Source organism: Streptomyces sp. NPDC044033 (assembly GCF_056434425.1).
Map to the genome: position 1 here is coordinate 172,971 of NZ_JBWKFF010000009.1, position 15,080 is coordinate 188,050.

Below are 15,080 nucleotides of genomic sequence, written 5' to 3' on the forward strand. Positions count from 1 at the left end.
GGGTTCCGGGGGCGTCGGGTCGGTACGGTCCTGCGACGGGTTTGTACGGTCCTTCAACGGTCACTCACTCCCTTCGGGCTCGCCGCAGGAGCGGCGCTTGACGAGGCGGGCGGACAGGGTGACGGACTCGGCGCCGCGGCCCTCGACGACGTCGATCAGGGCCCGGACGGCGGCGCGGCCCAGCTCGCCGGTGGGCTGGGCGACGGCGGTGACCGGCGGGTCGGTGTGCACGAACCAGGGGATGTCGTCGAACGCGGCGAGGGCGAGGTCGCGGGGCACCCGCAGGCCGCGGGCGCGGATCTCGTCCATCGCGCCGAGCGCCATCAAGTTGTCGGCGGCGAAGACGGCTTCGGGCGGCCGGGGCAGGTCGAGGAAGCGCGCCGTGGCGCGCCGCCCGCTGTCCGCCTGGAAGTCGCCCTGGCCGATGTACTCGGGCGGCAGGGCGAGCCCGTACGCGCGCAGGGCGTCCCGGAACGCGCCGACGCGCTCGCTGCCCGTGGTGGTCGCGGCGGGCCCGGCGATGATGGCGAGGCGGCGGTGGCCGAGGGCGTGGAGGTGGGCGACGAGGTCGCGTACGGCGGCGTGGCCGTCGGTGCGGACCACGGGCACGCCGACGCCCGCGATCCAGCGGTCCACGAAGACCATGGGGGTGCCGGCGCGGGCCGCCTGGAGCATCAGGGGGGAGCCGCCGTCGGTGGGGCTGACCAGCAGGCCGTCGATGCGGCGGTCCAGGAGCGTACGGACGTGGTGGTCCTGGAGGTCGGGCCGCTCGTCGGCGTTGCCGATGATCACGCTGTAGCCGAGGGCGCGGGCGGCGTCCTCGACGGAGCGGGCCAGTTCGGTGAAGAAGGGGTTGAGGACGTCGCTGATGACGAGGCCGAGGGTGCGGGTCTGGTCGGTGCGCAGGGAGCGGGCCACGGCGTTGGGGCGGTAGCCGAGTTCGGCGACGGCCGCGAGGACGCGGGCGCGGGTGTCCGGGCGTACGGAGGGGTGGTCGTTGAGCACCCGGGAGACCGTGGCTGCGGAGACTCCGGCGCGGCCGGCCACGTCTTTGATGCCGATGCCCGCCATGGGCGCACCACCTCATTGTGGAATCGATTGCACGGGTGATTGGAAACGATTACATCGGGGTGGGTCAAGGGGTGGGCGAGGGGTCGACATCTGATCGTGACTGTCGGGTGGCGGTGGCGGTGGCGGTGGCGGTGGCGGTGGAGGGGGAGGGGGAGCTTGGCGGACGGGGCCTGGTCGGGCTGGACCGGACCGGGCCGGGTCGGGCCGGGTCGGGCCGGGTCGGGCTGGACTGGGGTGGGTAGCCGGTCGCCGGGTCGGGGGCTCGGGCGGTGGGGCCGGGGTGGGGCGATCCGGCTCGGGTGGCGGGGCCGGGTGGCGGTGTCGGGGCAGGCCGATCGGGATCGGTCGGCGGGCCCGGGGCGGGTCGATCCGGCCCGGAACGATCGGCGGAAGGGCAGATGGAAGGGCTGGTCGGAGGGCTGGTCGGAGGGGGCGGGCGGGTAAGCGGAAGGGGGCTGTTCAGAAGTTATCCACAGGCTCACGCGGGTGTCCGGGCCCGGCGGTACCGTCGTGCCATGTCCCAGCAAGCGGTCCTTGAAGCGGTACTGGAACGGATCACCTACGCCAACGAGGAGAACGGCTACACGGTCGCCCGTGTCGACACCGGACGCGGCGGCGGCGATCTCCTCACGGTGGTCGGCTCGCTGCTCGGCGCGCAGCCGGGGGAGTCGCTGCGCATGGAGGGCCGTTGGGGCTCGCACCCGCAGTTCGGCCGCCAGTTCACCGTGGAGAACTACACCACCGTGCTGCCCGCCACCATCCAGGGCATCCGCCGCTATCTGGGCTCCGGCCTGATCAAGGGCATCGGGCCGAGGATCGCCGACCGGATCACCGAGCACTTCGGCACGGACACCCTCGATGTCATCGAGCAGCAGCCGGGACGCCTCGTCGAGGTGCCCGGACTCGGCCCGAAGCGCACGAAGATGATCGCGGCGGCCTGGGAGGAGCAGAAGGCCATCAAGGAGGTCATGGTCTTCCTCCAGGGAGTCGGCGTCTCCACCTCCATCGCGGTGCGCATCTACAAGAAGTACGGTGACGCCTCCATCTCCGTGGTGCGCAATGAGCCCTATCGGCTCGCGGCCGATGTGTGGGGCATCGGCTTCCTGACCGCCGACCGGATCGCCCAGTCGGTCGGCATCCCGCACGACAGCCCCGAGCGGGTCAAGGCCGGTCTCCAGTACGCCCTTTCGCAGTCCACCGATCAAGGGCACTGCTATCTCCCCGAGGAGCGGCTGATCGCCGACGCGGTCAAGCTGCTCCAGGTCGACACCGGTCTGGTCATCGACTGTCTCGGCGAACTGGCCGCGGACGAGGAGGGGGTGGTCCGCGAGAGCGTGCCCGGTCCCGACGGGCAGCCCGTCACCGCGGTCTATCTCGTCCCCTTCCACCGGGCCGAGCTGTCCCTGGCGGCCCAACTGCGGCGGCTGCTGCGGGCGGAGGAGGACCGGCTGCCCGCTTTCCGCACCGTCGAGTGGGACAAGGCGCTGGCCTGGCTCGCGGACCGTACGGGGGCTGAGCTGGCCCCCGAGCAGCGGGCGGCGGTGCGGCTCGCGCTCACGGAGAAGGTCGCGGTGCTGACCGGCGGCCCGGGCTGCGGCAAGTCCTTCACCGTGCGGTCGGTGGTGGAGCTGGCCCGCGCCAAGAAGGCCAAGGTGGTGCTGGCCGCGCCGACCGGCCGGGCCGCCAAGCGGCTCTCGGAGCTGACCGGGGCCGAGGCCGGCACCGTGCACCGGCTGCTGGAGCTGAGGCCCGGCGGCGACGCCGCGTATGACAAGGACCGGCCGCTGGAGGCCGATCTGGTGGTGGTCGACGAGGCGTCGATGCTCGATCTGCTCCTCGCCAACAAGCTGATCAAGGCCGTGGCGCCGGGCGCGCATCTGCTGCTCGTCGGGGATGTGGACCAGCTCCCGTCGGTCGGCGCGGGGGAGGTGCTGCGGGACCTGCTCGCGGAGGGGGGGCCGGTCCCGGCCGTCCGGCTGACCCGGATCTTCCGGCAGGCGCAGCAGTCCGGCGTGGTGACCAACGCGCACCGCATCAACTCCGGCGCGCCGCCCATCACCCAGGGGCTGGCGGACTTCTTCCTCTTCGCCGAGGACGACACCGAGGAGGCGGGGCGGCTGACCGTGGACGTGGCGGCGCGGCGCATCCCCGCCAAGTTCGGCCTCGACCCGCGCCGGGACGTGCAGGTGCTGGCCCCCATGCACCGCGGTCCGGCCGGTGCGGGGACGCTCAACGGGCTGCTTCAGCAGGCGATCACGCCCGCCCGGCCGGAGGTGCCGGAGCGGCGGTTCGGCGGCCGGGTCTTCCGGGTCGGCGACAAGGTCACCCAGATCCGCAACAACTACGAGAAGGGCGAGAACGGCGTCTTCAACGGCACGGTCGGCGTCGTCACCGGTCTGAACGTGGAGGAGCAGCGGCTGACCGTGCGCACGGACGAGGACGAGGAGGTGCCGTACGACTTCGACGAGCTGGACGAACTGGCACACGCGTACGCGGTGACGATCCACCGCTCGCAGGGCAGCGAGTACCCGGCGGTGGTGATCCCCGTCACCACCGGGGCGTGGATGATGCTCCAGCGCAATCTGCTGTATACCGCCGTGACCCGGGCGAAGCGGCTCGTGGTGCTGGTGGGCTCCAGAAAGGCGCTGGGGCAGGCGGTGCGGACGGTCTCAGCGGGTAGGCGGTGCACCGCGCTGGATTATCGCCTCGGCGGCGGCATACGTGATGCATAAATATTCAACATGCTCCGGAGGGTCCCCAGGTTTCCCCAAGTGGGGCGAAGGGGGCAGTATGGGCAGGCTAGGCGGCACTGAGTGCCGCGCATAGGCCCTTTGGCCGACCCCGAGTGCACGTGCATGGTCCAAATGGGGGAAGGTAGAGGGAGTCAGGGCACCTCGAAGAAGAGGCACAACGTCGGTGAGGGATGACGTGAGCGACAACTCTGTAGTACTGCGGTACGGGGACGGCGAATACAGCTACCCGGTGGTCGACAGCACCGTCGGCGACCAGGGCTTCGATATCGGCAAGCTTCGCGCCCAGACCGGTCTGGTGACCCTGGACAGCGGTTACGGCAACACTGCCGCGTACAAATCCGCGATCACCTACCTCGACGGCGAGCAGGGCATCCTGCGCTACCGCGGGTACCCGATCGAGCAGCTGGCGGAGCACAGCACGTTCCTGGAGACGGCGTTCCTGCTGATAAACGGTGAGCTGCCGACCGTCGACGAGCTGTCGACGTTCAAGGGCGAGATCACCCAGCACACGCTGCTGCACGAGGATGTGAAGCGGTTCTTCGACGGCTTCCCGCGTGACGCGCACCCGATGGCGATGCTGTCGTCCGTGGTCAGCGCGCTGTCCACGTTCTACCAGGACAGCCACAACCCGTTCGACGAGAAGCAGCGCCACCTCTCCACGATCCGGCTGCTGGCCAAGCTGCCCACGATCGCGGCGTACGCGTTCAAGAAGTCGGTCGGCCAGCCCGTCGTCTACCCGCGCAACGACCTCGGGTATGTCGAGAACTTCCTGCGCATGACCTTCTCGGTGCCCGCCGCCGACTATGACCTGGACCCGGTCGTCGCCGGCGCGCTGGACAAGCTGCTGATCCTGCACGCCGACCACGAGCAGAACTGCTCCACCTCGACCGTGCGGCTCGTCGGCTCCTCGCAGGCCAATCTGTTCGCCTCCATCTCGGCGGGCATCAACGCGCTGTGGGGCCCGCTGCACGGCGGTGCCAACCAGTCGGTGCTGGAGATGCTGGAAGGCATCAAGCAGTCCGGCGGCGACGTCGACACCTTCATCCGCAAGGTGAAGAACAAGGAAGACGGCGTGAAGCTCATGGGCTTCGGGCACCGCGTCTACAAGAACTTCGACCCCAGGGCGAAGATCATCAAGGCCGCGGCGCACGATGTCCTCTCTGCCCTGGGCAAGGACGACGAGCTGCTCGACATCGCGCTCAAGCTCGAAGAGCACGCGCTGGCCGACGACTACTTCGTGGAGCGCAAGCTCTACCCGAACGTCGACTTCTACACCGGCCTCATCTACCGGGCCATGGGCTTCCCGACCGAGATGTTCACCGTGCTCTTCGCGCTCGGTCGGCTCCCCGGCTGGATCGCCCAGTGGCACGAGATGATCAAGGAGCCCGGTTCCCGCATCGGCCGCCCGCGCCAGATCTACACGGGCATCGTCGAGCGCGACTTCATCCCGGTGGAGCAGCGCTGACGGCTGTCCGCGAGCCGCACGGCGCCGCTGCGCGCGATGCTGTTGTACGAAGCGGCGCCGCTGTGCGAAGCGGCGCCGCTGCTGTGCGCGGCGCCGTGCGCCGTATCGCCCGTATGTAGCGCCGTGCGCCGTGCGGGCCGTACGCCATGTCGCCCGTACGTGGCGCCGCGTCGAGCGCCTCCATGCGGAGCGCCGAGCGCGGCGCGTGCGGCGCGTTATAGGGAAAGCGCCCCGCTACCGATCCCCCCACGGGTCGGAGCGGGGCGCTTCCCGTTTCCCGGTTCGGATTCCCCCCACGGGATCCGGCCGGGAGCCTGGACGCCGGTTCGCACCGGCGTACGCCTTGACGCGATCTGCCGGGACGCGTACATACGGGAGGGCCGCTCAAAGCTCCCCGGGCACGTCGCCCCGGCCACGCGTGGCCACCATCGTCCCCCAAGACGATGCAGCACTACCCGGTTAGACCAGCGACCCCCCGCAATGGTTACCCCCCGATCGTTGTGATCTGCGTCTCTTGCCATAAGGGACGTAAAAGGGCAAGAGCCTCGATCTGAAGATCAAGGCTCTCGGGTGTGGGTGTTGTGTCACTTATGTGGATTAGGTGAAGGAACGGAGTCTCAGGCTGTTTGTCACCACGAAGACCGAGGAGAAGGCCATCGCGGCCCCCGCGATCATCGGGTTGAGCAGTCCGGCCGCCGCGAGCGGCAGCGCCGCCACGTTGTAGCCGAAGGCCCAGAAGAGGTTGCCCTTGATGGTGGCCAGGGTCCGGCGGGAGAGCCGGATCGCGTCCGCGGCCACCCGCAGATCGCCGCGTACGAGCGTCAGATCGCCCGCCTCGATCGCCGCGTCCGTCCCCGTGCCCATGGCGAGCCCCAGGTCGGCCGTGGCCAGGGCGGCGGCGTCGTTGACGCCGTCACCGACCATCGCGACCGTACGGCCCTCGCCCTGGAGCCGCTTGACCACGTCCACCTTGTCCTGCGGCAGCACCTCCGCGAAGACCATGTCGTCCGGGGAGTCCATGCCGATCTCCCGGGCCACCGATTCGGCCACCGCCCTGTTGTCGCCGGTCAGCAGCACCGGGGCGAGCCCCAGCGCCCGCAGCCGCGCCACCGCCTCGGCGCTGGACTCCTTCACGGTGTCGGCCACCGCGAGGACACCCCGTGCCACGCCGTCCCAGGCCACGGCCACCGCCGTACGCCCCTCGGCCTCGGCAGCGGCCTTCGCCGAGGCCAGCCCGTCGGGCAGCTCGATCGACCAGTCGCTCAGCAGCTTCTCGCGCCCCACCAGCACCGCGTGTCCGTCGACCACGCCCTGGACGCCGAGCCCGGCCACGTTCTCGAAGTTCTCCGGTACCGGCAGGGCGCCCGTCCGCTCGACCGCGCCGTCCGCGATGGCGCGGGCGATCGGGTGCTCGGAGGCGTGCTCCAGCGCACCGGCCAGCCGCAGCAGCTCCCGCTCGCTCACGCCCGGCGCGGCGATGACGTCGTGCAGCCCCATCCGGCCCGTGGTCACGGTGCCCGTCTTGTCCAGCACCACGGTGTCCACCCGGCGCGTGGACTCCAGCACCTCGGGGCCCTTGATGAGGATGCCGAGCTGCGCGCCCCGGCCCGTACCGACCATGAGGGCGGTCGGCGTGGCGAGCCCCAGGGCGCACGGGCAGGCGATGATCAGGACGGCCACGGCGGCCGTGAACGCGGCGGTCGCGTCGCCCGTCGCCAGCAGCCAGCCGGCCAGTGTGCCCAGCGCGATCACCAGCACGACGGGGACGAAGACGCCGGAGATGCGGTCCGCGAGGCGCTGCACCTCCGCCTTGCCGTTCTGCGCGTCCTCCACCAGCCGCGCCATCCGCGCCAGCTGGGTGTCCGAGCCGACGCGCGTCGCCTCGACGACGAGCCGGCCCGAGGTGTTCACGGTCGCGCCGGTCACGGTGTCGCCGACGCCCACGTCCACCGGCACCGACTCGCCCGTCAGCATTGACGCGTCGACCGCCGAACCGCCCTCGACGACCGTGCCGTCGGTGGCGATCGTCTCCCCGGGCCGTACGACGAAGCGGTCGCCGACCGCGAGCCGGGAGACCGGTACGCGCTCCTCGCGCCCGTCCCGCAGCACCGCGACGTCCCGCGCGCCCAGTTCCAGCAGGGCGCGCAGCGCCGCGCCCGCCTTCCGCTTGGACTTCGCCTCCAGATAGCGGCCGATGAGGATGAACGTGGTCACCCCGGCCGCGGCCTCCAGGTAGATGGACGAGGACCCGCCGGTCCGGGAGACGGTGAGGTCGAAGCCGTGCCGCATCCCGGGCATCCCGGCGTCGCCGAAGAACAGCGCCCACAGTGACCAGCCGAGGGCCGCGAGGGTGCCGATGGAGACGAGGGTGTCCATGGTGGCCGCGCCGTGCCGGGCGTTGGTCCAGGCGGCCCGGTGGAAGGGCAGCGCGCCCCAGACCACGACGGGGGCCGCCAGCGTCAGGGAGAGCCACTGCCAGTTGTCGAACTGGAGGGCGGGCACCATCGCCAGCAGTACGACGGGCACGGAGAGCGTGAGCGAGACGAGCAGCCGCTGCCGCAGCGCGGCCGTTTCGCCGTCGCCCCGTTCCGCCCCGGCCTGTCCGGCCTCGCCCTGTCCGTCCGCTGCCCGGTCCGGCCCGGAGCCGGCGGTCTCGGGCTCGTTCCCGGGCTCGCTCTTGGGCTCGGCGGAGTAGCCCGTCTTCTCCACGGTGGCGACGAGGTCGCCGACCTCGACTCCGTCGGCGTAGGCGACGCGCGCTTTCTCGGTGGCGAAGTTGACGGTGGCGGCGACGCCTTCCATCCGGTTGAGCTTCTTCTCGACGCGCGCGGCGCAGGACGCGCAGGTCATGCCGCCGATCGAGAGTTCGACCCGGTTGCTGTGCTCCACCGTGGTTTCGGGGGCCGTGCTGGTCATGACGGTTCTCCTGGGAGGAGGGCCGGGCCGTGCGGCGGCAGTATCAGCTGAGCGGTACGGCCCGGCGGGGGAGGGTGCCTCGGGGGCGGACGGTCAGGCCAGACCCACGAGCTCGTAACCGGCCTCGTCGATCGCGGCGCGGACGGCCGCCTCGTCGAGCGGGGCGGCGGAGACCACGGTCACCAGGCCGGTGGCGGCGACGGCCTCGACGGAGGCGACGCCGTCGAGGGCGGAGAGCTCCTCGCGCACCGCGCCCTCGCAGTGGCCGCAGGTCATTCCGGTCACCTTGTAGACGGTGGTGGCGGTGTTCGTCTCGGCGGTCATGGTCTCTCCTCGGCTCGTTCGGGCGGTCACTCCAGGCGCGCCCATCGCTTCTGACAGTGTCAACACTATACCCCCTAGGGGTATTCCGTGCGGGGAAACCGAAGGGGTGGCGGGGGTGTACGCACCGGTGGACGCGAAGGGCCCCGCGCCGCACGGGGTCGCGCGATACGGGGCCGGAGGGGGCTACGGGCTGGTCAGGCTGGTCGGTGGGTCAGTTCTTCGGGTCGCGACGAGCGCGATTGCCCGGGCGGCGGGCCACCCAGGCGCGGACGGTGTCGGCGAACCAGAACGGCTTGCCGCCCTCCACCTGGTCGGGCGGCGGCAGCAGCCCGTGCTTCCGGTAGGACCGCACGGTGTCCGTCTGTACGCCGATGTGGGCGGCGATCTCCCTGTAGGACCAAAGCCTCCGGTCGGTCATCTTCGCGCCTCTCCGCGGTGCCGCAGCCACGGATGGGGGTCCGTCGGGGGAGCTGCGGCGCGGCCGCTCGTGATCAGTCAGCCTGTGCCCAATGAGCGACGCTGAGTAATGAACTGAGGGGTCCTGTTGACGGCCTGTGACGGAAGACCCGCGTAAGCGTGACGGCTGTGACCATGTGGGGACGGCTGTGACAATCCGGGCGCGGCTGTCCGAGGACCGCAGGCCACCGCCCTCTTCCCCCTCCCCATGTCCCTCGGCCGCCGGCCCGGGAGCGGTGGCCATGACCGCGAGCCCCGGCGCCCCACAGAGACCATCCGCCCTCGGAGAGCCGCCCCTCAGAGCCTCCCCCGAGCGGCCGCCGCCTCCTCGGTGATCTCCGCCAGCGCCACCGGGCGCCCCGTCAGCCGGGAGCGCTCGCACGCCTCGGCGACCAGCAGCGCGTGCAGCGCCTCCTGGCCGGAGCACGGATTCGGGGCCTCGCCCGCGGCCGCCCGTACGAAGGCCGCGAGCTCCGCCCGGTACGCGGCCTCGAACCGTTCCAGGAAGCCGGCCCAGGGCCGCTCCGGCGCCGCGGGTCCGCCCGGTTCGGCGGAGGCGAAGGGCGTACGGGCGTCCAGCCCGACCACCAGCTGGCCGCGCTCGCCCGCCAGTTCCATCCGTACGTCGTACCCCGCGCCGTTGTAGCGGGTGGCGGTCGCCGTGACCAGCGTGCCGTCGTCCAGGGTGAGCAGCGCCGCCGCCGTGTCCACGTCGCCCGCCGCGCGGAAGAACTCCGCGCCGTTCGCCGAGCCGCGCGCGAAGACCTCCACCACCTCACGCCCCGTCAGCCAGCGCACGGCGTCGAAGTCGTGCACCAGGCAGTCCCGGATCAGCCCGCCGGACAGCGGCAGGAACTCGGCAGGCGGGGGCGCGGCGTCCGAGGTGACGGCCCGGATGGTGTGCAGCCGGCCGAGCCGCCCGGACCGCAGCGCCTCGCGCGCCGCCCGGTACCCGGCGTCGAAGCGGCGCTGAAAGCCCATCTGGAGCATGGTGCCCGCCGCCTCGACCTCGTGCAGCGCGCGGAGCGTGCCCGGCAGGTCGAGGGCGATGGGCTTCTCGCAGTAGGCGGGCAGCCCGGCGCGGGCCGCCCGGGCGATCAGGCCGGCGTGCGCGGCGGTCGCGGTGGCGATCACCACGGCGTCCACGCCCGCGGCGAAGACCGCGTCGACCGACTCGGCCGCCCGCGCGCCGACCCGGTCCGCGAGCGCGGCGGCGCGGGCCGCGTCGGTGTCGCCGATCAGCAGTTCGCCGACACCGTCCGTACCGGCGAGGGCCGCGGCGTGGAAGGAGCCGATCCGGCCCGCGCCGAGAAAACCGATGCGCATGAGGGGAGCTCCTGACGTTGGCTGTCGTGGCGGGCGGGGCCGGTCAGCGGCGCGCCGTCGGTGACCGGCCCCCACTTGAGGGGCCCGAAGCGCCGCTCCATGAAGGGCTCTCAGCGGTAGAGCGCCGGACGTTCGACGAGGTCCACGGCCACCCGCTCGCCGGTCGCCTGGGCGCGTACGCCCGCCTCGCAGACGGCGGCCGCCGCGTAGCCGTCCCAGCAGCTGGGGCCCTCGACCTCGCCGCGCCGGGTCGCGTCCACCCAGCGCCGCACCTGCCGGTCGTACGCCTCCTCGAAGCGCTCCACGAAGCCGGGGGCGATCCCGGTGCCCCAGCGGCCGGCGGCGTTGGTGAACACGCCGTGCTCGTCGCCGATCCGGGCGGTGCCGCTCTCGCCGACCGCCTCGCACGTCACCTGGTAGCCGAAGCCGCAGTTGACGAACAGTTCGGTGTCCACGACCCGGCCCCCGGCGGTCTCGAAGACGATGAGCTGGGGATCGCTGAGCCCCTCGGGGGCCTTGCCGGAGGCCGTCGGGCGCAGCACGCGGACGGCGGTGATCTCCTCGTCCAGCAGCCAGCGGGTGACGTCGATCTCGTGCACGGCCGAGTCGTGGATCATCATCGCGTCGGTGAAGCCGGGCGGTGTGTCGGCGTTGCGGTGTTTGTTGTGCAGCATCAGCGTGCGGCCGAAGGCGCGTTCGTCGATGAGCCGCTTGAGCTTCAGATAGTCGGCGTCGTAGCGGCGCATGAAGCCGACCTGTACGCGCCGGTGGCCGAGCCGCTGTTCCGCCGCCAGGACGCGCAGCGCGGAGGCCGGGTCCGGGGTGAGCGGCTTCTCGCACAGGACGGGCAGGTCGCGCTCGAACGCAGCCAGCAGCGCCGCCTCGTGGGCCGCGCCGGGCGAGGCGATGAGGACGGCGTCGACGTCCGGGGCGGCCATGGCGGCGGTCGGGTCGGTGTAGGCCGTACAGCCCTCGATGCCGTCCGCCGCGGCCTCGGCCCGGGCCCGGTCGATGTCGACGACGGCCGCGACGCGCGCGCCGCTGATGACGCCGTCGAGCCGGCGCACGTGGTCCGCGCCCATCCGGCCGGTGCCGATGACGGCTACGCCGAGGGTTCCCAGCAAAGTCATGTCGTCCCTTGGGTGGTGTGGTGCGGGCGTCGGTGGCCGGACCGCGCTCCGGGCCGGTCCGGCGGTTCTCGGGCTGAGGCGGTCACGCCCCGCAGGACCGCAGGAAGCGCCTGGTGCGCTCGGCGATCGGGAGCGGCGCGTCCGGCGCGCAGGGGTACATGTCCTGCTCGACGATGGCGAACAGGTCGACGCCGAGGCGCTGCGCCGCCGCCAGTACGGGCTCCAGCGCGGGCTCGCCGCGCGGCGGTTCGCACATCACGCCCTGTGCGACGGCCGGACCGAACGGCGTCTTGTTCCTGACGACGTCGGCGAGGATCTCCGGGGCCACCTGCTTGAGGTGGAGGTAGCCGATCCGCTCGCCGTAGGTCTCGATGAGTTTGACGCTGTCGCCGCCGCAGTACGCGTAGTGGCCGGTGTCCAGGCAGAGGTTCACCAGGTCCGGGTCGGTGGCGTCGAGGAACCGCTCGACGTGCTCCTCGGAGTCGATGTGGGTGTCGGCGTGCGGATGGACGACGATGTCGAGCCCGTAGCGGTCGCGCACCTCGCGGCCCAGCCGCTCCATGCCGCGCGCGAGGTCGTTCCACTGCTCGGCGGTGAGTTCGGAGTCCTCGATGATCTCGGCGGTCTTGTCGTCGCGCCAGAAGGACGGGATGACGACGAGGTGCCGCGCGCCCATCGCCCGGGTCAGCCCGGCGACCTTCGCCACGTGCGCCCAGGTCGCGTCCCAGGTGGCCGGGCCGCGGTGCAGCGAGGTGAAGACCGTACCGGCGGAGACCCGGAGCCCGCGCCGGCCGGTCTCCTCGCGGAGCCGCTCCGCCTCGCTGGGCAGATAGCCGTACGGGCCCAGCTCGATCCACTCGTAGCCGGCCCCGGAGACCTCGTCCAGGAACCGCTGCCAGGGGACTTGCCGCTCGTCGTCGGGGAACCAGACCCCCCATGAATCGGGTGCCGAACCGACCCGAATCCGGTCCAGGACGGCTGTTTCGGGGCGAGGTGCGGACATGCTGCGGCTCTCCTTTCACCGGTCGGCGGTGACCGGGAAGGCAAAGGTCGGGTCGCGGGTCAGCCTCTATGGAGGTCCGGCGACTGTCAAGACTTCGTCCTGACATACGGACTTAAGGACTTTGTAACCCGGAGGTCGTTCCAGGGGGGTGCGCGAGGAAGGTAAGAATGTAAGGACAAATTGTTGACAGGGTGCGAATCCGCCCGTTAGACCTGTGCCAGGCAAGAGCCCGTGACGGGGCGAGAGCCTGATCCGGAGCAGGGGTTCGAGCCGGCGCGGAAGCCGGAGCAGCGGCCTGAGCCTGAGCCGGAGCCGGAAGGCCGAGGATCACGAAGGGGCGCCGAGGACCGCGACGGGCCGCCGAGGACCGCGTCGAGTCGCCGAGGTGCGCCAAGCGCCACCGAGAACTGCCAGGGACCACCGAGGAAGGCCGAAGAACACCGAAGAACGCCATGGACCGTGACGGAACGCGAAGGGGCACCCATGACCGAGCCGTACGACCTGATCACGATGGGACGCATCGGGGTCGACATCTACCCGCTCCAGACCGGCGTGCCGCTGGCGCGGGTGGAGACCTTCGGCAAGTTCCTCGGCGGCTCCGCCACCAACGTCGCCGTCGCCGCGGCCCGCCTCGGCCGCCGCTCCGCCGTTATCAGCCGCACCGGCGCGGACCCTTTCGGGGACTACGTCCACCAGGCGCTGCGCGACTTCGGCGTGGACGACCGGTGGGTCACCCCCGTCGACCGGTACCCCACCCCCGTCACCTTCTGCGAGATCTTCCCGCCCGACGACTTCCCGCTGTACTTCTACCGCCTCCCCAAGGCCCCCGACCTGGACATCCGCCCGGACGAAGTGGACTTGGACGCCGTCCGCGCCGCCCGCGTCTTCTGGATGACCGGCACCGGGCTGTGCGAGGAGCCCAGCCGCTCCGCCACCCTCACCGCCCTCGAAGCCCGCGCCGCCGCCCCCGGCCGCCACACCGTCTTCGACCTCGACTGGCGCCCCATGTTCTGGGGTGGCGAGGGCGGCGCGTCCGGCTCCGGCGGCGCGGGCGGTCCCGCCGCGCGCGCCGCCGCACGCCCCTACTACGAGGCGGCGCTCGCCCACGCCACCGTCGCGGTCGGCAACCTCGACGAGGCCGAAGTCGCCACCGGCGTACGGGATCCGTGGGACTGCGCCCGCGCCCTGCTGGAGACCGGCGTCGAACTCGCCGTCATCAAGCAGGGGCCCAAGGGCGTGCTCGCCGTCCACCGCGACGGCCGCACCGCCGAGGTGCCGCCCACCCCCGTCGACGTCGTCAACGGCCTCGGCGCGGGCGACTCCTTCGGCGGCGCCCTCTGCCACGGACTGCTCAGCGGCTGGGAGCTGAAGCCGGCGATGCGTTACGCCAACGCCGCCGGCGCCATCGTCGCCTCCCGGCTGGCCTGCTCCTCCGCCATGCCGACCGCTGCCGAGGTCGACGACTTCCTCGCCGGGCGGCGCTGACCGGCCCCGCCGCCCGTGACCGCGCCGCGTGACCGCGCCCCGCCCCGCCCCAGCCGACGGACCGCCTCACACTCGCGGCCCCACCCCCTCTCCGCCCGCGGGATACGGCCCCCAAGCCCGTACACCGGGGTCCCCAGCCCGTACGCCGAGACCCGCCCCCAAGCCCGTACGCGCCCCCGCACAAGGAAGTGAGAACCCCCTTGACCACTCGCATCTCCGACATCGTGGCGACGCGGGCGCGCCATCCCGAGGCCATCGCCGAGGCCGCCGCCGAGCGCCCCCGCCGCCCCCTCGTCGGCGGCAGCGGCCGGCTGATGATCATCGCCGCCGACCACCCCGCCCGCGGCGCACTCGCCGTCGGCGACCGCAGACTCGCCATGGCCAACCGCGTCGACCTGCTGGAACGCATGTGCCTGGCGCTGGCCCGGCCCGGCGTCGACGGGGTCCTCGCCACCGCCGACATCCTGGAGGACCTGCTCCTCCTCGGAGCGCTCGACGGCAAGGTCGCCATGGGCTCCATGAACCGCGGCGGACTCGCCGGCGCCGCCTTCGAGATGGACGACCGGTTCACCGGCCACCGCCCCGAGGACCTCGCCCGGCTCCGCTTCGACGCCGGCAAACTCCTGCTGCGCATCGACTACGACGACCCCGGCTCGCTCTCCACCATGGAGGCCGCCGCCCGCGTCATCGACGCCATGGCCGCCCGCCGACTGCCCGTCTTCGTCGAGCCGTTCATCTCCCGCCGCGTCGACGGCAAGGCCAGGAACGACCTCGGCGCCGAGGCCGTCACCACGTCCGTGGCCATCGCCGCCGGGCTCGGCGGCACCTCCGCGTACACCTGGCTCAAACTCCCCGTCACCCGCGACCCCGACGACATGGCCCAGGTCTGCGAGACCTCCACACTGCCCGTCGTGCTGCTCGGCGGCGAGGTCGGCGCCTCGCCCGAGAGCCAGGCCGGGGCGTACGAGAAGTGGCGCAAGGCGCTGCGCCTGCCCACCGTCCAGGGGCTGGTCGTCGGCCGCTCCCTGCTCTACCCCGCGGACGGGGACGTGGCGGCGGCCGTGGACACCGCCGTCGGACTCCTGTGAGACCGCCCGCCGCGCCCCGACGCCCGCCGCGCCCCGACGCCCGCCGCGCCCCGCGCCCGCCGT

Annotated in this window: 11 protein-coding genes; 4 read left to right on the plus strand and 7 right to left on the minus strand. The window is 72.3% G+C overall.

Features of this window, described 5'->3' with window-relative positions:
- Positions 1-60 precede the first annotated feature (60 nt).
- Positions 61-1,071, minus strand: coding sequence for a LacI family DNA-binding transcriptional regulator (locus AC07AB_RS18315; protein WP_478567541.1), 1,011 nt, complete (start codon positions 1,069-1,071; stop codon positions 61-63).
- Between the two features lie 515 nt (positions 1,072-1,586).
- Here AC07AB_RS18315 and recD2 point away from each other — a divergent pair.
- Together recD2 and AC07AB_RS18325 are read left to right on the plus strand one after the other, a co-directional pair.
- A complete protein-coding gene (recD2, locus tag AC07AB_RS18320; RefSeq protein WP_478567544.1) occupies positions 1,587-3,803 on the plus strand; it encodes an SF1B family DNA helicase RecD2 in 2,217 nt (738 codons plus the stop codon).
- Positions 3,804-3,999: 196 nt separating this feature from the next.
- Positions 4,000-5,289: a citrate synthase gene (locus AC07AB_RS18325; RefSeq protein ID WP_478567547.1), complete on the plus strand. Its 1,290-nt coding sequence runs from the start codon at positions 4,000-4,002 to the stop codon at positions 5,287-5,289.
- 597 nt (positions 5,290-5,886) lie between these two features.
- Here the strand turns inward: AC07AB_RS18325 and AC07AB_RS18330 are convergent.
- The 6 genes from AC07AB_RS18330 to AC07AB_RS18355 form a co-directional block, all read right to left on the minus strand.
- Positions 5,887-8,205, minus strand: a complete 2,319-nt coding sequence (locus AC07AB_RS18330) for a heavy metal translocating P-type ATPase (protein ID WP_478567550.1) — start codon at positions 8,203-8,205, stop codon at positions 5,887-5,889.
- Between the two features lie 93 nt (positions 8,206-8,298).
- Positions 8,299-8,529, minus strand: coding sequence for a heavy-metal-associated domain-containing protein (locus AC07AB_RS18335; protein WP_478567552.1), 231 nt, complete (start codon positions 8,527-8,529; stop codon positions 8,299-8,301).
- 211 nt (positions 8,530-8,740) lie between these two features.
- Positions 8,741-8,947, minus strand: a complete 207-nt coding sequence (locus AC07AB_RS18340) for a helix-turn-helix transcriptional regulator (RefSeq protein WP_478567555.1) — start codon at positions 8,945-8,947, stop codon at positions 8,741-8,743.
- 335 nt (positions 8,948-9,282) lie between these two features.
- The gene (locus AC07AB_RS18345) at positions 9,283-10,311 is read right to left on the minus strand and encodes a Gfo/Idh/MocA family protein (protein WP_478567558.1); all 1,029 of its coding nucleotides are present in this window, start codon (positions 10,309-10,311) and stop codon (positions 9,283-9,285) included.
- Between the two features lie 110 nt (positions 10,312-10,421).
- Positions 10,422-11,441 (minus strand): Gfo/Idh/MocA family protein, encoded by a 1,020-nt coding sequence (locus AC07AB_RS18350; RefSeq protein WP_478567561.1) that lies wholly within the window; start codon positions 11,439-11,441, stop codon positions 10,422-10,424.
- A gap of 82 nt (positions 11,442-11,523) precedes the next feature.
- On the minus strand, positions 11,524-12,444 hold the full coding sequence (locus AC07AB_RS18355) for a sugar phosphate isomerase/epimerase family protein (protein ID WP_478567564.1): 921 nt from the start codon (positions 12,442-12,444) through the stop codon (positions 11,524-11,526).
- A gap of 483 nt (positions 12,445-12,927) precedes the next feature.
- Here AC07AB_RS18355 and iolC point away from each other — a divergent pair, with 483 nt between their 5' ends.
- Together iolC and AC07AB_RS18365 are read left to right on the plus strand one after the other, a co-directional pair.
- Positions 12,928-13,929: a 5-dehydro-2-deoxygluconokinase gene (gene iolC / locus AC07AB_RS18360; protein ID WP_478567567.1), complete on the plus strand. Its 1,002-nt coding sequence runs from the start codon at positions 12,928-12,930 to the stop codon at positions 13,927-13,929.
- A gap of 200 nt (positions 13,930-14,129) precedes the next feature.
- The gene (locus AC07AB_RS18365) at positions 14,130-15,017 is read left to right on the plus strand and encodes a Cgl0159 family (beta/alpha)8-fold protein (RefSeq protein WP_478567570.1); all 888 of its coding nucleotides are present in this window, start codon (positions 14,130-14,132) and stop codon (positions 15,015-15,017) included.
- The last annotated feature ends 63 nt before the right edge of the window (positions 15,018-15,080 follow it).